Genomic DNA, 18,283 nt, shown 5'->3' with positions numbered 1-18,283 from the left:
TCAGGCCGTGGCCGAACAGCTGCAGGCCGGCGAGTTCGGGGGTGTTCACGGGAAGATCTCCATCAGCGGGCGCTCGTAGCGGCGCTTGATGTCGGCCACCAGCTGGGCCTCGTCGGCGAGGTCGAGCACGTGCACCAGCAGGTAGCGGCGGTCGTCGGACAGCGCGGCGGTCACCGTGCCGGGCGTCAGGGTGATGCAGCAGGCCAGGGCGGTGATGCCGTGGATGTTGCCGATCTCCAGCGGGTACCAGATGAAGCCGGAGTGGATCCGCGACTCGCGCCCCAGCACCTGCCGCGCGACCCGGATGTTGGACATCACGATGTCCCAGACCAGGACCACCAGCAGCTTCGGCAGCGGCCTGAGGGTGCCGATGCGCGCGAACTCGCGGTCGATGCGCGCGGCATACAGCGGGATCACCAGCCCGAGCGCCAGCGCCAGGGTGAACTGGGCGGCATTTATCTCGGACACCAGCAGCAGCCAGAAGATGATGATCGCCAGCGTCAGCGGCAGCGAGGGCAGGAAGCGGCGGCTCACGGCAGCCTCCTCGCGGGCAGCGCCGCGCGCACCTGGTCGACGTAGGTCGCCGGCGCGAGCAGCTGTTCGGCGGTGGCGCGGGCGTAGGCCGTCACCGGCCCGGGCGCCACCGCCATCGCCACGCCATAGGACAGCAGCAGCATGGTGGCGATGGTCTCCGGCAGCCGCAGGCGGCCGCGCGCATTGCGTGGCCCATCACCGGCCGGCGAGGGCCGCAACGGCGCCGGCTTCCAGAAGATGCGCGTGCCGGCGCGGGTCAGGCCCACGATCACCAGCATGCTGCTGCCGAGGATCGCCGGCCAGGCCCACTGGATGTCGGGCTCGGGGACCGCCTGCAGCAGCAGGGTCTTGCCGACGAAGCCCGACAGCGGCGGCAGGCCCGCCACCGACACCGCGCCGATGAGGAACATCACCCCGGCCACCACCCGCACGCCCGGCGCCGGCGCGAACGCGCGCAGCGCGTCGCCGGCGTCGCCGCGGCCGCGGCGCACGAGGTCGGCGACCAGGAACAGCGCCGCCGCGACGAAGCTGCTGTGCACGAGGTAGTACAGGCCCGCGGCGATCGTGCCGGCCGAGCGCAGCCCGAAGGCGATGAACAGCGTCGTCGCCGACACCAGCACCACGTAGGCAACCAGCACGCGCAGCCGCGAGGCCGCGAGCACGCCCAGCGTCGCCAGGGCCAGCCCGCCCACGGCGGCCGGCAGCATCCAGTCCCAGCCATATCCCGCCATCGCCCCGGCGTCGTCGCCCAGCATCAGCGAGCTGACGCGGAGCACGGCGTAGATGCCGACCTTGGTCATGATCGCGAACAGCGCCGCCACCGCGGCCGGCGCGCGCGTGTAGGCCTCGGGCAGCCACAGGTACAGCGGCAGCAGCGCCGCCTTGGCGCAGAACACCACCAGCAGCAGGCCGATCGTGGCCTTGGCCAGCGGCAGGCTGCCGGCCGGCACGGTGGCCACGCGCGCGGCCAGTTCGGCCATGTTGAGGGTGCCGAACACGCCGTAGACCAGGCCCAGCGCGATCAGGAACAGGGTCGATGCGGCGATGTTGAAGGCGACGTAGTGCAGGCCCGCGCTCATGCGCACGCCGCGCCCGCCCGACAGCAGCAGGCCGTAGGAGGCGATCAGCATCACCTCGAAGAACACGAACAGGTTGAAGATGTCGCCGGTGAGGAAGGCGCCGTTGAGGCCCATCAGCTGCAGCTGGAACAGGGCGTGGAAATGCGGCGCGCGCCGGTCCCAGCCGGAGCAGGCGTGCAGCAGGCAGGCCGCGCCCAGCAGCGAGGTGGCCAGCACCATCAGCGCCGACAGCCGGTCGGCCATCAGCGCGATGCCGATGCGCGCGGGCCAGTCGCCCAGCAGGTAGACCAGGATCGAACCCTGGTCCGCACGCGCGACCAGCAGCACCGAGGCCAGCAGCGTCGCCAGCATGAAGATCCAGGCCACGGAGCGCTGGACCACGGTGCCGATGCGGCGGTGCTCGACGAACAGCGACAGCGCGCCGCCGAGCAGCGGGAGCAGGATCGGCAGGATAGGAAGCTGGCTCATCGACCCGCCTCCCGTTCGTCGCGGACATCGCCGGCATCGACATGGTCGCTGTCGTTGTCGGCGCGGCTGCGCATGGCCAGCACGATGCTGACCGCGGTCATCGCGAACGAGATCACGATCGCGGTCAGCACCAGCGCCTGTGGCAGCGGGTCGGTGTGGTTGGCGAGGGTCGCCTCCATGCCTGGCTGCAGCACCGGCGGCTTGCCCACGGTCAGCCGGCCGCTGGAGAAGATCAGCAGGTTGGTGGCGTACGACAGCAGGGTGAGCCCGAGGATCACGTCGAAGCTGCGCGCGCGCAGCACCAGGTACACGCCGGCGAAGACCAGTACGCCGATACCGCTGGCAATGGCGAACTCCATCAGCTCGCCTCCCCGGTGATGGCCGAGCGCGTGGCCGGGTCGATCGTGCCGCGGTGGGCGATCATCTTCTTGGAAGGCTTGAGCGTGCCCATCATCGACAGGATCAGCATCGTGCTTCCGAACACGACCAGGTAGACGCCGAGGTCGAAGACGGCGGCGCTGGCCAGCGGGATGGTGCCCAGCAGCGGCAGCTCGAGGTCGTAGTGGCCGCTGGACAGGAAGGGCAGGTCGAGCAGCATCGACGCGGCGCCCCCGAACAGCGCGATCAGCAGGCCGAGGCCGATGGCGCGAATGTAGTCGAAGCCGAAGCGCGTCTCCACCGAGGCCGCGCCCTGGATCACATACTGGATCAGCAGCGGCACCGCCAGCGTCAGGCCGGCGATGAAGCCGCCGCCGGGCGCGTTGTGGCCGCGCAGGAACAGGAAGATCGAGACCACGAGCGTCAGCGGGAACATCATCTGCGCGAGGTCGGCGGGCACCGGGAGCTTGATCGGCGGGCCCGGCATCACCTTCTCCGGCGCCATGCGCGCGTGGCGCAGCATGGCGTGCACCACCAGGCCGGCGATGCCGAACACCGTGATCTCGCCCAGGGTGTCGAAGCCGCGGAAGTCGACCAGGATGACGTTGACGATGTTGCTGCCCCAGGCCTCGGGCAGCGAGCGCGCGGTGATCTCGGCGGCCACCGCGTTCGTGGGCGGACGGGTCATCATCGTCCACGCCAGCGCGGCCGCGCCGGCGCCGGCGGCCAGCGCCACCGCGCCGTCGCGCAGGCGCCGCCAGCGCGTGCGCTCTGGCGGCGAATCCTTGGGCAGGTAGTGAAGGCCAAGCAGCATCAGTGCCACGGTCACCAGCTCCACCAGCAGCTGGGTCAGCGCCAGGTCGGGCGCCGACAGCGCGACGAAGGTCAGGCTGACCGCCAGTCCGCAGCCGCCCATCACCAGCACCGCCAGCAGGCGGTGCCGGTACAGCGCCAGGGTGCCCAGCGCGGAGCAGACCAGCAGCAGCCAGAGCACCCACGCCAGGCGCACCATCGGCTGCGCCACGAAGGCCACCGGCTCGCGCGGCTCGCCCCAGGCGGCGACGAAGGGCGCGGCGCCGGCGGCGATCGCCACCAGCACCAGCCACAGCAGGCTGCGCTGCATGCTGCCGTTGGCGACGGTGTGGGTGAAACGGCGGCCGAGGCGGAACAGCGCCTCGATGTTGAGATGGAAGAGGCGGCGTCCCTGCGACTGGCGGACCACCGCATGCAGGTCGAGCACGCGGTTGAGCACGAGGTACAGCAGCACGCCGCAGACCACGCCGCCCAGGCTCATCAGCAGCGGCGTGTTGATGCCGTGCCAGACCGCCAGGCTGTAGTCGGGCACCGCCTCGCCCAGCACGCCGCTCGCCGCCGTGGCCAGGGCGGGGCCGATGGTCCACTGCGGCGCGATGCCGACCGCGACGCAGGTGACCACCAGGATCGCCACCGGCACCTGCATGAAGCGCGGCGGCTCGTGCACCTCGTCCTCCACCGCGCGCGGCCCGCGGCCGAGGAAGGTGTCGCGCACGAAGCGCAGGCTGTAGGCCACGCCGAAGGTCGCGAACAGGAAGGCCGCAACCGTGATGAACCAGCGCATCTCCTCGTGGCCCTCGATCTCCAGCGCCTGGGCGAAGAACATTTCCTTGGACAGGAAGCCGTTGAGCAGCGGGATGCCGGCCATCGCCAGCGACGCGATGATCGCCAGCGCGCTGGTGTAGGGCATGATCCGCCGCAGCCCGCCCAGGCGGCGCATGTCGCGGGTGCCGGTCTCGTGGTCGATGATGCCCGCGGCCATGAACAGCGAGGCCTTGAACGTGGCGTGGTTGAGGATGTGGAACAGCGCCGCGACCACCGCCATCGGCGTCGACAGGCCGAGCAGCAGGGTGATCAGGCCCAGGTGGGAGATCGTCGAATACGCCAGCACGCCCTTCAGGTCGTGCTGGAAGATCGCGTTCCACGCGCCGACCAGCAGCGTCAGCGCGCCGACCGTCGAGACCACGTAGAAGAACAGGTCGGTCCCGGCCAGCGACGGATGCAGGCGCGCTAGCAGGAACACGCCGGCCTTCACCATCGTCGCCGAGTGCAGGTAGGCCGACACCGGGGTCGGCGCCGCCATCGCGTGCGGCAGCCAGAAATGCACCGGGAACTGCGCGCTCTTGGTGAACACGCCGGCCAGCACCAGGCCCAGGATCCAGGGGTAGAGCTCGTTGGCGCGGATCGCGTCGCCGGCGGCGAGCACCGCGTCGAGCTCGTAGCTGCCCACCACGCGGCCGATCATCACCACGCCGCCGAGCAGGGCCAGGCCGCCGGCGGCGGTGATGGTCAGGGCCATGCGCGCGCCCTCGCGGGCGTCGTCGCGGTGGAACCAGAAGCCGATCAGCAGGAACGAGCTGATCGAGGTCAGCTCCCAGAACACGACGGTGAGCAGCAGGTTGCCCGACAGCACCATGCCCAGCATCGCGCCCATGAACAGCAGCAGGAAGCAGAAGAAGCGCCGGGTCTTTTCCTGCGGGCCGAGGTAGTAGTGCGCGTACAGCACCACCAGCGCGCCGATGCCCAGCACCATCGCCGCGAACATCCAGCCCAGTCCGTCCAGGCGCAGGCTGAAGGCGAGGCCGGCCTGGGGCAGCCACTCGTGCATCGCGCGCGGGATGTCGCCGGCCATCACCGCGGGCGTGAGCCATGCCAGCACCGCCAGCGCCAGCAGCGGCGCGAGGCCCGCGAGCCACGCGACCGCCCGGGCCGGTGCGTCGCGCAGGATCGCGAGCACCAGCGCCAGCACGAAGGGCAGGGCCAGCATCAGTTCAAGCATCTGAGTCCTTGGTCTTGCAGGGGGATGCCGCGCTCCGCACGGCGTCCTCGATTCTAGCAGCGCGACTTGTCACGGCCGGAGGCCAGGGTCGCTTATCCTGCGCGGATGTGTTCCATCGCAGCCACCATTGCCATTCCTGCCTGGACGCCGTGGTGGTGACCGTTCAAGGTGCGCGCGCGCTGGTCTTCGGGGGCAGCGGGCAGGTGGGCGCGGCGGTGATTCCACGCCTGCTGGAGGCGGGCTGGGACGTCGATGCGCTGTCGCGGAAGGGGCGCGTGCCGGCCCCCGGCCTGCGGTGGCTGCGGGGCGGTTTCGAGGCCATGCCCGCAGTGGCGCGCGAGTACGGAGCGGTCATCAGCTGTGGCCCGCTTGACCACTTCGCGCGCTGGTACGCCGACGCCGGCGTCGATGCGCCCGTCGTCATCGCCTTCGGTTCGACCAGCCTGACGGTCAAGCTGGGCTCGGTGGACGACGCGGAGCGCACGCTGGCTGCGCGTCTTGGCGCGGCGGAAGATGGGCTGTTCGCCAGCGCGCGCGCGCGCGACGCGGATGCCGTCGTATTGAGGCCGACGCTCATCTATGGGGCCGGACGCGACCGGACATTGAGCCGCATCGCGGCGATGGCCCGGCGGACAGGCATGTTTCCGCTCCCGCGTGGCGCGGTCGGGCTCCGGCAGCCGGTGCACGTCGACGACCTGGCGGCCACCGCCGTCGCGGCGCTCGGGGCCCGGGGCGCGGGTGGTTGCGCCTACGACCTGCCCGGTGGCGAGACGCTGTCCTATCGGGACATGGTCGCGCGCGTGCTCGAGGTACTCGAGCCGCCCGCCCGGCTTGTCGAGCTGCCGGCGCCGGTGTTTTCCCTGCTCGCGGCGGCGTTCCGGTCCAGCGGCCGCCTGCAGGGCTTCGGGCGGGCGGCGCAGGCCCGCCTGCGCCAGGACCTGGTGTTCGACGTGGTGCCTGCGGCCGAGGCACTGGGCCATGCGCCGAGGGCGTTCAGGCCGGTGGCGGGGATGTTCCAGCCCCGCTGAGTCCGGAGGGCTCAGATATCGCGCGCAGGCGGCAACGGGCGCGCCTTGGCCATCGCGCGCAGCGCGATCGTCGCCACGCCGCCCAGCACCAGCGCACCGCCGATCCACAGCTGCGGACCGGGCTCGTCGCCCCAGAACACGATGCCCAGGGCCACTGCCAGCAGCGGCGTCAGCAGCAGCCAGGGCGTCAGCTGGGCCACGGGGTGGCGCTGCAGCAGCAGGAAGTACACGCCGTGGCCGAGCAGCGATGCGACCAGCGCCGAGTACGACACGCCGATCCAGGCGCGCGGGCTGGCGTCGGCCAGCGTGGCCAGCGAGCCGGGCTCGAAGACGAGGCTGATCGCCAGCAGCGGCAACACCGCGATCAGCGCGCTCCAGCCCTGCTGGGTGACCAGCCCGATCCCGCCCAGGCGCCGCATCATCACCGTGCCCAGCGCCAGGAACGCGGCCGAGGCGAGCATCGCCAGCATCGCCGCCGGCCTGTCGACGATCGACGGGTCGAACCCGATCACCAGCACGCCGAGGAAGCTTGCCGCGATCGCGGTGCCGGTGCGCCATGCGAAGCGCTCGCCGAGCACCAGCCAGGCCAGCAGCGCCGACATCGGCACGTAGCTCTGCATGACCACAGCGACCGCGGACAGTTCGCCGGCCAGCCGCAGCGCCCAGAAGCTGAGGCCGAAATGCAGCACGTTCATGCACAGCGCCACCGCGAAAAAGCGCGGCCATTGCTCCCGGCGCACCGGCTTGAGGAACGGGGCCAGCACCAGCGCCACGATCGCCATGCGCAGCGCCGTGTACAGGAAGGCCGGGATCTCGAGCAGGGCGTAGGCGGAGAACAGGAAGTTCCCCGCCCAGGCCGTGCACACGGCGAGGATCAGGAAGAGGTCACGGGGCGACATGCGCCATTGTCGCCCGCGCCGAAGGTGGTTTCGAGCCGCGCATGGGCATTCGCGCCGCGACGCTGCGTTTCAGGCGGCGCCCGGCTACCAGCGCAGGCCGAGCCGGCGGTAGAGCTTGGCCAGCACCCAGGCGGGGCCGACCAGCAGGTAGACGAGGTCGGTGAGGAAGCTGGGCTTGCGGCCCTCGAGCTTGTGGCCGACGAACTGCGCGATCCAGGCGACCACGAACACCGCGATGGCGAGCTTCAGCAGGCCGCCCCGGCCGAGCGCTTCGAACAGCCACCAGGTCAGCGCCGACAGCGCCGCGAACACCAGCAGCATGCCGGTGCCGAGCACGCGCGAGCCGCGCTGGTAGAACAGCCACGCCGCGAACATCGGCAGCGCCGCCCAGATGCCCGGCCTGAACAACGTGCCCGGCGCCGGGATGCACCACAGCAGGGCGATGACGCTCCACAGGATCGCGGGCACCGCGAACACGTGGATGGCCTGGTTGGTCGGGTTGCGGTGGTCGTCGGAATAGCTGGCGAACCAGCGGTCGATCGGACGGTCTGCGTGTCCGCTTGCTGACATGGTCGGGTCCCCGGTCGCTGCCTGCTTCGAGCATAGGGCAATCCACGGCCCGTCCGCGACGCGGCGGCCGCCGCCTGGCTGCGCGCCTACGGTGCGGTGGTGCCGGGGGCAGGCAGGCCGAGGCGGCGGCGGACCTCGGCGGCCACGCGCGCGGTCTCGCGCAGCGGGGCGGCGTCGAATGGCGCGGCGTCGGCCTCCAGCGGACGCACGCGGCCGCGCGCCAGCAGCGCGTCGACGAAGCGCCGCGGCCGGCCGCGCATCGCGCCGGGACGGTGCACGAAGACCGGTGCGCGGGTGGCGCAGGCTTCAGACAGCATGTTGACCGAGTCTGCGGTGCAGGCGATGCGGTCGGCCCAGGCCAGCATGCCGGCGTAGGGGTTGGGGCCGTCGCCGGCCTCCGCCCAGGCGCGCACCGGAACGCCGGGCGCCGCCCAGGTGCGCAGCGCCGCCCGCACGGCGTCCGGCGTGCGCCGCGAGGCCACCAGCATCAGGCTGCCGCCGTCGCGTGCGGCCATGCCGGCGACGTCGGCCATCAGCGCATCGAAATCCGCGACCTCGAAACCGGCGCGGCCGCTCGGGCCGCCCACCAGCACCGCGATCCGCGGCGACGGCAGCGCGGCGAACTCCGGGAACGCCGCCCGCGCCTGCGCCAGCCATGCGTCGTCGACCGGATGCAGGCTGCCGGCGAGCGTGATCACGTTGTCGCCGGCGAGGCCGTCGTGCTCCGGCGCGACGACAAGGTCCCAGTGCCGCGCCGGCAGCCGCGGATCGAGCACCTGCACCACGCGCGCGCCACGCCCGCGCAGCAGCCGCGTGGCCAGAGCCGCCTGGCGTCCGCAGCCGACCGCGAGCGCCGGCGGCGCCGCCAGCAGGCCCGCGAATCCCGGGCCGAAGGCATGGGCGTCGCCCGGGCACCGGCGCGGCGCCAGCCATCGCCACGGCGCCTTCGGCACGAGCACGTGCTCGTCGGCCATGGGCACGAGCGCGCGCGCGAGCGCCAGCGCCTGGCGCGCGTTTCCGGCGCGGCCATCGCTCAGCGCCAGCGTGCGCGGCGCGTCGCCATCTGCGGGAGTCGACACCATGCGTGCGGGCCGTGGGCTGGGTGGAATCTCCGCCGGGACTCTACACTGGCGTCCTGCCTGCACCGAACCACGAGGATCCCGATGCCCGAAGCGCTGCCCGACGCCACGCTCGCCCGCCTGTTCCGCGAAGCCCGCACCCACAACGCCATCGGTGGCGAAGTCGACGACGCCACCCTGCGCGCCCTGTACGACCTGCTGAAGTTCGGCCCGACCGAGGCGAATTCCTGCCCGGCCCGCTTCGTGTTCGTGCGTTCGCCCGAGGCCAAGGCGAAGCTGGCGCCGGCGCTGAGCGACGGCAACCGCGACAAGACCCTGGCCGCGCCGGTGACGGTGATCGTCGGCCATGACCTGGCCTTCTACGACAAGCTGCCGGTGCTGTTCCCGCACACCGACGCGCGCTCCTGGTTCGCCGGTTCGGACCAGGCGCGCCTGGAGCGCGTGGGCCTGCGCGGCTCGAGCATGCAGGGCGCCTACCTGATCCTGGCCGCGCGTGCGCTGGGACTGGACTGCGGACCGATGAGCGGCTTCGACAACGCGATGGTGGACGCCGCGTTCTTCGCCGGCACCTCGATCCGCTCCAACATCCTGGTCAACCTCGGCCACGGCGACCCGGCGCAGCTGTTCCCGCGCTCGCCGCGGCTGTCGTTCGACGAGGCCGCGCGCATCGAATGAGCGTGGACGGCCAGGCGGACCCGGGCGGGCCGCGGCTGCGGCCGGCCGCCGCACGCGCACGGTCCGCCGACGGCGGCATCGTCGCCGTCGAAGCCTTCTCGCGTGGCGGCGCGATCGACCGCGCGTGGATGGGTTGGGGCGCGCTGCGCGTGCTGTCGCGCCAGGACTGGGCGCCCGGTGCGGTGCGCGACGAGGGCCGGGTCGCGAACGTGGAGCGCTTCCTGCTGGTGATCTCGGGCGCGCTCGACGCCGATTGCGGCGATTCCGGGCGCCACCGCGTCGATGCCGGGGACCTGCTCTGGATCGGCGCGGGGCATGGCCTCGGCGCGAGGCTGGCCAATGCCTCGGCCACCGCGCCCCTGCGCCTGGTCGAGCTCTGGCTGCTGCCGGACCGGGTCAATGCGCCGCCTGCGGTGGCGAACCGCCGGGGCGGCGGCGACGTGGAGGCCGGGTCCTGCGTTGGGGCCGCGGCGGGCTGGACGCTGCTCGCGGATGGGGCCGCGGCCGCCGCCAGGGTCGTGTCGGCAGATCCGGCAGGCCCGGCTGCACCCGTGAGCGATGGCGACCCATTGCCCCTGCGCCAGCGTGCGCAGGTGCTGGCCGCCCGGCTCGAACCCGGCTTGTGCCTGTCGCTTGCGCCGGGCGAGGCCGGCCGCTGCTGGCTGGAAGTGCTCGAGGGCGAAGCGGTCGTGTTGGCGGCGGCCGGATCCGGCATGCCGCTGGCCGCCGGCGATGGCGTCGGCTGGCTGGCAGGCGACGCCGGCGCGCCGGTGTCCGTCGCTGCGTTCGGCTCCGGCCCCGCGAGTCTCCTGCTCCTGACAATGCCGGCCTGATCCGTGTCGGCCTGATCCGGGCCGGCAGGGCCGCGGCAGGCTAAACTGTGCCGGTCCCCGCAGCCCTGGTTACGCACGATGTCCACCGCCCAGCCGCAGCCCGCCAACGCCCAGAAGCAGTACGAGGTGCGCCGCGCCGACCTGCCGCTGAGCTGCCCGCTGCCGTCGATGGCGCTGTGGAACTCGCATCCGCGCGTCTACCTGCCCATCGAGAGCGAGGGCGGCCAGTCCGCTTGCCCGTACTGCGGCAGCCACTTCGTCCTGGTCGACTGAGCGCGGTTGCGCGCGCCGCCGGCACGTGCCCCGGCCGCTGACCGTCCTGCAGCTGCTCCCGGCCCTGGAGTCGGGCGGCGTCGAACGCTCCACCCTGGAAGTGTCCGCGGCCCTGGTGGCGGCGGGGCACCGCGCGCTGGTGGTGTCCGCGGGCGGCCGGCTGCTGCCCGCGCTGCTGGACGCCGGCGCGGAGCACGTCGCGCTCGACATCGGCCGCAAGTCCCTGGCCACCCTCGGCCTGGTACGCCCGCTGCGGCGGCTGTTGGCGGAGCAGGGCGTGGACATCGTGCACGCGCGCTCGCGCCTGCCGGCGTGGATCGGCTGGCGCGCGCTGCGTGGACTGCCGGCCGCGGCGCGCCCGCGCTTCGTCACCACCGTGCACGGCCTCAACTCGCCCTCGCGCTACAGCCAGGTCATGGTTCGCGGCGAGCGCGTGGTCTGCGTGTCCGACACCGTGCGCGGCTACGTCCTGCGCCATTACCCGCGGACCGACCCGGCGCGCCTGCGCGTGATCCCGCGCGGCATCGATCCGGCGGCGTTCCCGCGGGCACCGCTGCCCGATCGCGCCGCCCGCGCCGCGGCCGCCGCCGCGGATCCGCGACTGGGCGGGGACGGCCCCCTGCTGCTGCTGCCGGGCCGCGGTACCCGGCTCAAGGGCCACGCCGACGCGCTGGACCTGCTGTCCGCGCTGCGCGCCGACGGCCTCGACGCGCGCCTGTGGATGCCCGGCGCCCGTGATCCCGCGCGTGCGGCCTACGTCGGTGAACTCGAGGCGCGTGCGCGCGAACTGGGTCTCGAGGACGCGGTGGCGATAACGCCGCCCACGTCCGCCATCGCCGCCGCGTATGCCGCCAGCGACCTGGTGCTGCAGCTCTCGCGCAAGCCCGAGGCCTTCGGCCGCACTGTGGTCGAGGCGCTGTCCACCGGTCGGCCGGTGCTGGGCTGGGACCACGGCGGCGTGGGCGAACTGCTGCGCGAGCTGCAGCCGGCCGGTGCGATCCCCGCCTTCGACGCGGCGGCGCTGCGTGCTGGCGCGCACGCGCTGCTCGCGCGCGATGCGGCCGCAGCGGCTACGATTCCAGCGCTGCCCCTCCGCTACACGCTCCGGTCCATGCAGGACGCCACGCTTTCGGTCTATGACGAACTCCGCTGACGCCGTCCTTCCCGCCAACGGGAGCCTCACCACCGGCTGGCGCTGGGCCCCGCACTGGGTGCTGGCCTTCGTCGCCCTGTGGCCGGCGCCTGGCTATGCCGAGGGCATCGTGGTGCTCGGGGCGCTCGCGGCGATCATCAAGCTTGTCGGCAGTCGCTTCCGCGGCGGCGCGCAGCTGCTCAGCGGCCCGGCCTGGGCGCTCACCAGCGTGCTGTTCTTCGCCTACTGGCTGCCCGAACTGCTGTCGTCGATCGGATCGGTCGATGCGGGGCGCGCGCTGCGCGAGGCCGCGGTCGACCTGCGCTACCTGCCCTTCCTCTGGCTGGTGGCGATCGCCGTCGCCGACGACCGCGGGCGGCGGCTGACCTTCACCGGGCTGGCGGTGATCATCGGCCTGTGGACGCTGGATGCCCTGGTCGAAGTGGTGTTCGACACCAGCCCGCTGTTCCGCGGCATCGACGCCATCAAGCAGGCCATCAGCGACCGGCCGATGTGCGACCTCGGCCAGGTCGCGCATGCCGACCGCCTCGGCGGCGTGCTGGGACCCTGCAATCTGAAGCTCGGCGTGGTGCTGGCGAGCCTGTCGCCGTTCGCGCTGTACGCCGCCGGGCGGCGCTGGGGCACGGCCGGCTGGGTGGTCGCCGCGGCGGCGATCGGGGTAGTGATCGTGTTCGCCGGCTCGCGCGCCTCGTGGCTGACCTACGGCCTGGTGCTGCTGCTGTCGGGCTGGCGCCTGCTCGGCTGGCGGCGGCTGCTGGCGGTGTTCACGGCCGGGGCGCTGGTGACGCTGGCGATCGCGATCACGTCGCCCGAGGTGCGCACCCGCTTCGAGCGCACCACCCTGGCCTTCCAGGCCAGCGCCACCGGCGTCGACGCCGCGCTCTCGGGCCGCGCGCGGATCTGGGACGCGGCGCTGTGCATGGTGCGCGAACATCCGGTCAACGGCGTCGGCGCGCGCGGCTTCCGCGAGGCGTTTCCCGCCTGCGACCCGGATCCCGCGACGGTGGCGGTCTGGGGCGAGGGCCCGGCGCTGCACGCGCACCAGATCGTGCTCGAAGTGCTGAGCGAAACCGGCGTCCTGGGCCTGCTGCTGTGGCTGTCCGGCGTGGCGCTGGCCGTGCGCGCCTGGCGCTATGCGGGCAACGCCGCCCGTGAACGCGCGCGGCCGGCGATGCTCGCGCTGCTGGTGACGGTGTTCCCGCTCAACACCCACCTCGCGTTCTACTCCACCTTCTGGGGCGCGCTGACCCTGATGCTGGCCGCGCTGTACGCGGGCAGCCTGCTGGCGCGCGCGGGCCAGGCGCCGACGGACCGTGCCGGCATGCCGGCCGCTCAGTAGGCGGAGCCGCCGTCCGGCTGCCGCTTGAAGCGGCGGTGGATCCAGAGGTACTGCTCCGGCGCCGCGCGCGCCATCGTTTCGATCGCGGCCATGACTTCGGCGGTATCGGCGGTGGCATCGCGCGAGGGATAGCCTTCGCTGGCCGGGAACAGCTTCAGTGTGTAGCCGCCGTCCGCGCGCCGCGCATGCTGGAAGAACATCACCGCCGCGCCCGACATCCGCGCCAGCTGGTGGGTCGAGGTCAGGCTGTGCGCGGGCTGGCCGAAGAACGGCACGAACACGCTGTCGCCGCGGCTGGGATCCTGGTCGGGCGCGTACCACAGCAGCCCGCCGCGCTTGAGGTGGCGCACCGAGCCGCGCAGGTCCTGCTTGGGGAACATCGCCGCGGCATAGCGCAGGCGCCCGCGGCGCACCGCCCATTCCATGGCCGGCTGCGCGTGCGGACGGTACATGCCGGCCAGCGGCACGTGGTCGCACATCAGCCGGCCGCAGGCTTCGAGCGTGGTAAAGTGGCCGCTGACCACGATCACCCCGCGGCCGCCGGCACGCGCGGCTTCCATGTGTTCGAGGCCTTCCACCACCAGGCCTTCGCGCAGGGGCGCGATCGAGCCCCACCAGGCGCGCGCGAACTCGAACAGGCCGATGCCGATCGCGGCGAAGTGCTCGCGCAGCAGTGCGTCGCGCGCGGCCGCGTCGAGGTGCGGGAAGCAGAGCTCGAGGTTGCGTGCGGCCACCCGGCGGCGCGCCGGCAGCACTCGCTGGAGCAGGCGCCCGAGCGCGCGGCCGAGCACGCGCTGCAGCGGCCACGGCAGGCGCGCCAGCAGCGCCATCGCGCCGATCCCGATCCAGGTCGGCCAGTGCCGCGGACCCAGCGGGGGTCTGTCGACGGTTGCGGTCATGCGTCGATTCTACCGGGACGCGCCCGGGGGTCCGCCCGCGGCCGCGACGGCTTCGCTATCCTTGCCGCATGGAGGCCGCCCCCCGGAACCGCGCCGTCGAACGCCTGCTGCGCGGCCTGTACTCGGCCGTGCTGTACGTGCTGGTGCCCGTCACCGTCTATCACCTGATCTGGCGGGGCTTCCGGCAGGCCGAGTACCTCGAGCGCTGGGGCGAGCGCTACGCCGCCTACCGCACGCCGCCGCTGGACGGCTGCATCTGGGTGCACGCGGTCTCGGTCGGCGAGGTCAACGCCGCGGCGCCGCTGGTCAATGCGCTGCTCGACCTGCGCCCGGACTTGCGCCTGCTCGTCACCACCATCACCCCGACCGGTTCGGCGCGCGTGCGCGCGCTGTGGGGCGAGCGCGTCGAGCACGTCTACCTGCCCTACGACCTCTCCGGCGCGGTGCGCCGCTTCCTCGCGCACTTCCGCCCGCGGCTGGCGCTGGTGCTGGAGACCGAGCTCTGGCCCAACCTGCTGTTCTGCTGCCGCGACCACGGCGTGCCGGCCTACCTGGTCAACGCGCGGCTGTCCGAGCGTTCACTGCGCGGCTACCGCGCGCTGCGTCCGCTGGTGGGGCGCGCGCTGCGCACGCTGTCGCGGGTGGCGGCGCAGTCGGAGGCCGACGCCGGGCGCTTCGTGCAGCTGGGCGCGCGTCCGGACGCGGTCTCGGTGCTGGGCAACCTGAAGTTCGACATCCGCGTCGATGAAACCGCGCGCCGCACCGCGGCCGCCTTCGCCGCCCACAGCGGCGGCCGCCGGGCCTGGATCGCGGCCAGCACGCATCCCGACGAGGAGGCCGCGGTGATCGCCATGCATCGGCGGCTGCGCGCGCGCTGGCCGGACCTGCTGCTGCTGTGGGCGCCGCGGCATCCCGAGCGCTTCCGCCCGGTGGCCCAGGCCTGCGTCGAGGCCGGCTGGCGCGTGGCCACGCGCCAGCTGACGCAGTGGCCCGACGGCGAGGACGACGTCTTCGTGATCGACACCCTGGGCGAGCTGGTGCACTTCTACGCCTGCGCCGAAGTCGCCTTCGTCGGCGGCAGCCTGCAGCCGGTGGGCGGGCACAACCTGCTCGAGCCGGCGGCGCTGGGCGTGGCGGTCGTCACCGGGCCGCAGCTGCACAACTTCGCCGACATCGCGCAGCGCATGGACGAGGCCGGCGCGCTGCGCATCGGCGCGGACGCGGACGCGGTGGCGGCGGAGCTGGAGGCCCTGCTGGGCGACGATGACGCGCGCGCCGCGATGGTGGCCGAGGGCCTGCGGCTGGTGAAGGAAGGGCGCGGCGCGCTCGCGCTGACCCTGGACATGATCACGCCGGAGTTGCCCCCGGCGTGAGGTGGTGCATCGGGACCGCCCGCGGCCTCAGCCGCCGGTGGTCGCCTGCGTGTCCGGCGTGGCGGCCTCGACGGTGAGCAGGCGGTTGATCTCCTGCACGTCGTCGATGCCCAGGGTGCCGGCGGCCTGCGCCAGCAGCAGGCGGTTCTGCAGGAAGTTGTAGCGCGCCAACGCGTACTGCTGTTCGGCGTTGAACAGGTTCTGCTGGTTGATCAGCACGTCGACCACGGTGCGGGTGCCGACTTCCAGGCCGACCTGCGAGGCCTCGTAGGCGCTGCGCGCGGAGACCAGCGCCTGGCGGCGGGCCTCGATCTCGGCCACGCCGGCGACGACAGTCTGGTAGGCATTGCGGGTGTTGCGGTCCAGCGCGCGGCGCGACTGCTCGAGCTGCTGCTGGGAAATGTCGCGGCGCGAGAGCGCCTGGCGGACCTGTGACTGGGTCGCGCCGCCGGCGAAGATCGGCACGGTCAGGGTCAGGCCGACGCTGTGGCCCTCGCCGGTGGACGTGCCGCCAACGCCGCCCGGGCCGAGGTCGCCCCAGGCCGCGCCATTGTCATAGCCCGCGCCCAGCGTCAGCCGCGGCAAGTGGCCGGCGCGCGCGGTGGTCACGCTGTGCTCGGACGCGCGCAGCGCGTATTCGGCGGCGCGCAGCGAAGGATTGTTCTCCATCGCCGTGGCCAGCCAGCGCTCGAGGCCGTCGCCCTCGGGGGCTTCGGGCTGGAAGCCTTCGGGCAGCGCGCGCAGCGTGCGCACCGGGCGGCCGGTGATCTCGGCCAGCGCCTGGTAGGCGTCCTCGAGCGCGTTGCGCGACAGGATGGTGTTGGCGCGCGCGGCGTCGTACTGGGCGCGGGCCTCGTGCACGTCGGTGATCGGCGCCAGGCCGACCTCCAGGCGCTTGTCGGCGAAGTCGAACTGCTTCTGCAGCGCGGCCTCGGCGGCCTCGGCGGCGGCGACCGTCTCGATCGCCACCAGCACGTTGAAGTAGGCGGCCGAGGTACGGGTGATCAGCTCGTGGTTGGCGGCGTCGAGGTCGAAGCCGGCGGCGACATCGAGGTCCTGCTGCGCGCGCAGGTTGGAGATCGCGCCGAGGTCGAACACCGTCTGGCTGAGGTCGACGCCGACGCTGCGGCGGCGGGCGTCGCCGTCGACGCCGGCGGAGTAGCTGCGGCTCAGCGACGCGCTGCCGTTGATCTGCGGCAGCAGCGCGGCGCGCGCCTGCACCCGGCCTTCGCGCGAGATGTCGCGGTTGGACTCCGAGATCGCCAGCTGCGTGTCGCTGTTGCGCGCCAGCTCGTAGGTCTGCAGCAGGTCTTCGGCCGAAGCCGCGGCGGGCAGGGCGAGGAGGAGCGCGAGTGCGAGGGGGCGACGGATCATCGGGGGAGTCCTTGTAGGGGCGGTCAGAGCGCGAATGCCGGGGCCGGCTCCGCGCCCGCCAGGTAGGCGAGGTCGGTTTCGAACAACGATTCGATGCGCGGGCCGTTGACGTCGGCGTGCACCAGCACGGCCTCCATCGCGGGTGCGCGGCCGCGGACCGCGAACAGGCGGCCGCCCGGGCGCAGCCAGCCCAGGAAGCGCTCGGGAACGGCATCCACCGCGCCACCGACGACGATGGCGTCGAACTGCCGGCCCGGTTCCCAGGTGAAGGCATCGGCGTGCGCGACCGAGACGTTGGTGGCGCCCTGCGCGAGCAGCGTCGCCTGGGCCTGCGCGGCCAGCTCCGCGTGGCGTTCGATCGACGTCACCGAGCGCGCCAGGCGGCCGAGGCAGGCGGCGAGGAAGCCGCTGCCGGTGCCGATGTCGAGCACGTCCTCGCTGCCGTCCAGCGCCAGTGCCTGCAGCACGCGCCCTTCCACCACCGGCTTCATCATCGACTCGCCGTGCGCCAGCGGCAGCGCGATGTCGGCATAGGCCAGCGCGCGGTGCGCCTCGGGCACGTAGGCCTCGCGCGGCAGGCGCAGGAGCACGTTGAGCACGCGCGGGTCGAGCACGTCCCAGGGGCGGACCTGCTGCTCGACCATGGCTTCACGGGCTTTGGCGAAATCGAGGGTCATGGTGTTGGAGCCTGGCTGATCGGGTGACCGGCCATTTTACGTCGAATCGGCGGGATTGGCCGGGACAGCATCGCCGCCGGCGGCGCGCGGCATTGAGTGCCGGAAGTCACCGGGCCGGCTGGCGGTCGTTCAGGTGCCCTGGCGCGCGGCGTAGGCGCGCAGGAAGACGTCGACCGTGGCCTCGACGTGGGCGTCCATGTCGAAGCCGGCCAGCGCATCGCAGCCCATCACCAGGCGCGGATGGAGGTCGCCGCGGAGCAGGGCGAAGAACTGGGCGGACGCGCGCACGGGGTCGTCGACGGCGAGTTCGCCGGCGGCGGTGCGCCGGGCGAGCAGCGCGGCGAAGCCGGCCTGCAGGTGGCCCGGGCCCGCGGCCCAGAAGCGGTCCGCGAGCGCACTGTCGGCGCGCAGCGAGGCGCACATCAGGCGGAAGCCGGCCACCGCCTCGGGCGATGCCATGAGCGCGTACACCGCGCGGGCGATGCCGGCCAGGCGTTCGCGAAGCGGCTGCTGCGGCGAGGGCGTGAACAGCGTGGTCGGCACCTGCCTGTCGCAGTAGTGCTCGACGGCGTCGAAGAACAGCGCGTCCTTGTCGCCGAAATGGCTGTAGACGGTGAGCTTGGACACGCCGGCGCGGGCCGCGATCTGGTCCATGCTGACGCCTTCGAAGCCGTGCTCCAGGAACAGCGACTCCGCGGCCTCCAGGATCGCCGCGCGCTTGGCGAGGTCCTTCGGACGGCCCGGGGCGGGACGCTGGCTGGCCTGGGGGGCGCTGGCTGTGGACATCGGCATCAATACTGGACCGTGTAGTTCTGTAACTATAGCATTCGCGCCCGGGCG

18 protein-coding genes are annotated in these 18,283 nt (G+C 73.0%); 7 read left to right on the top strand and 11 right to left on the bottom strand.

Annotated elements, in window-relative coordinates; genetic code table 11:
• Positions 1-45 precede the first annotated feature (45 nt).
• The 4 genes from IE168_RS05400 to IE168_RS05385 are packed head-to-tail and all read right to left on the bottom strand — an operon-like array spanning position 46 to position 5,271.
• Entirely contained in the window at positions 46-534 is a 489-nt protein-coding gene (locus IE168_RS05400; RefSeq protein WP_189495993.1) for a Na+/H+ antiporter subunit E, read from the bottom strand.
• A complete protein-coding gene (locus IE168_RS05395; protein WP_189495992.1) occupies positions 531-2,081 on the bottom strand; it encodes a monovalent cation/H+ antiporter subunit D in 1,551 nt (516 codons plus the stop codon). Before IE168_RS05395 ends, IE168_RS05400 begins: the two co-directional genes overlap by 4 nt.
• On the bottom strand, positions 2,078-2,440 hold the full coding sequence (locus tag IE168_RS05390; protein ID WP_189495990.1) for a Na+/H+ antiporter subunit C: 363 nt from the start codon (positions 2,438-2,440) through the stop codon (positions 2,078-2,080). Before IE168_RS05390 ends, IE168_RS05395 begins: the two co-directional genes overlap by 4 nt.
• On the bottom strand, positions 2,440-5,271 hold the full coding sequence (locus tag IE168_RS05385) for a monovalent cation/H+ antiporter subunit A (RefSeq protein WP_189495987.1): 2,832 nt from the start codon (positions 5,269-5,271) through the stop codon (positions 2,440-2,442). The genes IE168_RS05390 and IE168_RS05385 overlap by 1 nt, the downstream gene beginning before the upstream one ends.
• 140 nt (positions 5,272-5,411) lie before the next feature.
• On the opposite strand from IE168_RS05385, the gene IE168_RS05380 reads away from it, so the two are divergent.
• Positions 5,412-6,299, top strand: a complete 888-nt coding sequence (locus IE168_RS05380) for an NAD-dependent epimerase/dehydratase family protein (protein ID WP_189496422.1) — start codon at positions 5,412-5,414, stop codon at positions 6,297-6,299.
• A gap of 11 nt (positions 6,300-6,310) precedes the next feature.
• Here IE168_RS05380 and IE168_RS05375 read toward each other — a convergent pair whose 3' ends face one another.
• From IE168_RS05375 to IE168_RS05365, 3 genes are all read right to left on the bottom strand, one after another.
• Positions 6,311-7,198 (bottom strand): DMT family transporter, encoded by an 888-nt coding sequence (locus IE168_RS05375; RefSeq protein ID WP_189495985.1) that lies wholly within the window; start codon positions 7,196-7,198, stop codon positions 6,311-6,313.
• Positions 7,199-7,282: 84 nt separating this feature from the next.
• The gene (locus tag IE168_RS05370) at positions 7,283-7,768 is read right to left on the bottom strand and encodes an Mpo1 family 2-hydroxy fatty acid dioxygenase (protein WP_189495983.1); all 486 of its coding nucleotides are present in this window, start codon (positions 7,766-7,768) and stop codon (positions 7,283-7,285) included.
• 86 nt (positions 7,769-7,854) lie between these two features.
• Positions 7,855-8,850: a mitochondrial fission ELM1 family protein gene (locus IE168_RS05365; RefSeq protein ID WP_189495981.1), complete on the bottom strand. Its 996-nt coding sequence runs from the start codon at positions 8,848-8,850 to the stop codon at positions 7,855-7,857.
• Here IE168_RS05365 and IE168_RS05360 point away from each other — a divergent pair.
• The 5 genes from IE168_RS05360 (at position 8,773) to IE168_RS05340 (ending at position 13,120) form a co-directional block, all read left to right on the top strand.
• On the top strand, positions 8,773-9,522 hold the full coding sequence (locus IE168_RS05360) for a malonic semialdehyde reductase (RefSeq protein WP_268245193.1): 750 nt from the start codon (positions 8,773-8,775) through the stop codon (positions 9,520-9,522). The two genes, IE168_RS05365 and IE168_RS05360, sit on opposite strands and share 78 nt — an antisense overlap.
• Before the next feature lie 2 nt (positions 9,523-9,524).
• Positions 9,525-10,355 carry a cupin domain-containing protein gene (locus tag IE168_RS05355; RefSeq protein WP_189495977.1) on the top strand — a complete coding sequence of 277 codons (831 nt, stop codon included), beginning with the start codon at positions 9,525-9,527 and terminating at the stop codon, positions 10,353-10,355.
• Between the two features lie 78 nt (positions 10,356-10,433).
• Positions 10,434-10,628, top strand: a complete 195-nt coding sequence (locus tag IE168_RS05350) for a zinc-finger domain-containing protein (RefSeq protein ID WP_189495975.1) — start codon at positions 10,434-10,436, stop codon at positions 10,626-10,628.
• 25 nt (positions 10,629-10,653) lie between these two features.
• Entirely contained in the window at positions 10,654-11,781 is a 1,128-nt protein-coding gene (locus tag IE168_RS05345) for a glycosyltransferase (protein WP_189495972.1), read from the top strand.
• Positions 11,765-13,120: an O-antigen ligase family protein gene (locus tag IE168_RS05340; protein WP_189495970.1), complete on the top strand. Its 1,356-nt coding sequence runs from the start codon at positions 11,765-11,767 to the stop codon at positions 13,118-13,120. Before IE168_RS05345 ends, IE168_RS05340 begins: the two co-directional genes overlap by 17 nt.
• On the opposite strand, the gene lpxL is transcribed toward IE168_RS05340, so the two are convergent.
• The gene (lpxL, locus tag IE168_RS05335; RefSeq protein WP_189495968.1) at positions 13,114-14,019 is read right to left on the bottom strand and encodes an LpxL/LpxP family Kdo(2)-lipid IV(A) lauroyl/palmitoleoyl acyltransferase; all 906 of its coding nucleotides are present in this window, start codon (positions 14,017-14,019) and stop codon (positions 13,114-13,116) included. The two genes, IE168_RS05340 and lpxL, sit on opposite strands and share 7 nt — an antisense overlap.
• 68 nt (positions 14,020-14,087) lie before the next feature.
• Between lpxL and waaA the strand changes: the two genes are divergently transcribed.
• Complete coding sequence (gene waaA / locus IE168_RS05330; protein ID WP_189495966.1) at positions 14,088-15,392, top strand: lipid IV(A) 3-deoxy-D-manno-octulosonic acid transferase; 1,305 nt, start codon at positions 14,088-14,090, stop codon at positions 15,390-15,392.
• Between the two features lie 27 nt (positions 15,393-15,419).
• On the opposite strand, the gene IE168_RS05325 is transcribed toward waaA, so the two are convergent.
• The 3 genes from IE168_RS05325 to IE168_RS05315 all read right to left on the bottom strand — a co-directional run bounded on the left by IE168_RS05325 (position 15,420) and on the right by IE168_RS05315 (position 18,229).
• On the bottom strand, positions 15,420-16,766 hold the full coding sequence (locus IE168_RS05325; RefSeq protein WP_189495964.1) for a TolC family outer membrane protein: 1,347 nt from the start codon (positions 16,764-16,766) through the stop codon (positions 15,420-15,422).
• Between the two features lie 23 nt (positions 16,767-16,789).
• Positions 16,790-17,443 carry a protein-L-isoaspartate O-methyltransferase family protein gene (locus tag IE168_RS05320; protein WP_189495962.1) on the bottom strand — a complete coding sequence of 218 codons (654 nt, stop codon included), beginning with the start codon at positions 17,441-17,443 and terminating at the stop codon, positions 16,790-16,792.
• A gap of 129 nt (positions 17,444-17,572) precedes the next feature.
• A complete protein-coding gene (locus IE168_RS05315; RefSeq protein WP_189495960.1) occupies positions 17,573-18,229 on the bottom strand; it encodes a TetR/AcrR family transcriptional regulator in 657 nt (218 codons plus the stop codon).
• Between the last annotated feature and the right edge of the window lie 54 nt (positions 18,230-18,283).

The sequence above is a fragment of the Luteimonas padinae genome, from assembly GCF_014652935.1.
Classification (GTDB): Bacteria; Pseudomonadota; Gammaproteobacteria; order Xanthomonadales; family Xanthomonadaceae; genus Luteimonas; species Luteimonas padinae.
The sequence above is the reverse complement of the archived record's forward strand: the minus strand, read 5'-3'. Positions and strand labels throughout refer to the sequence as shown.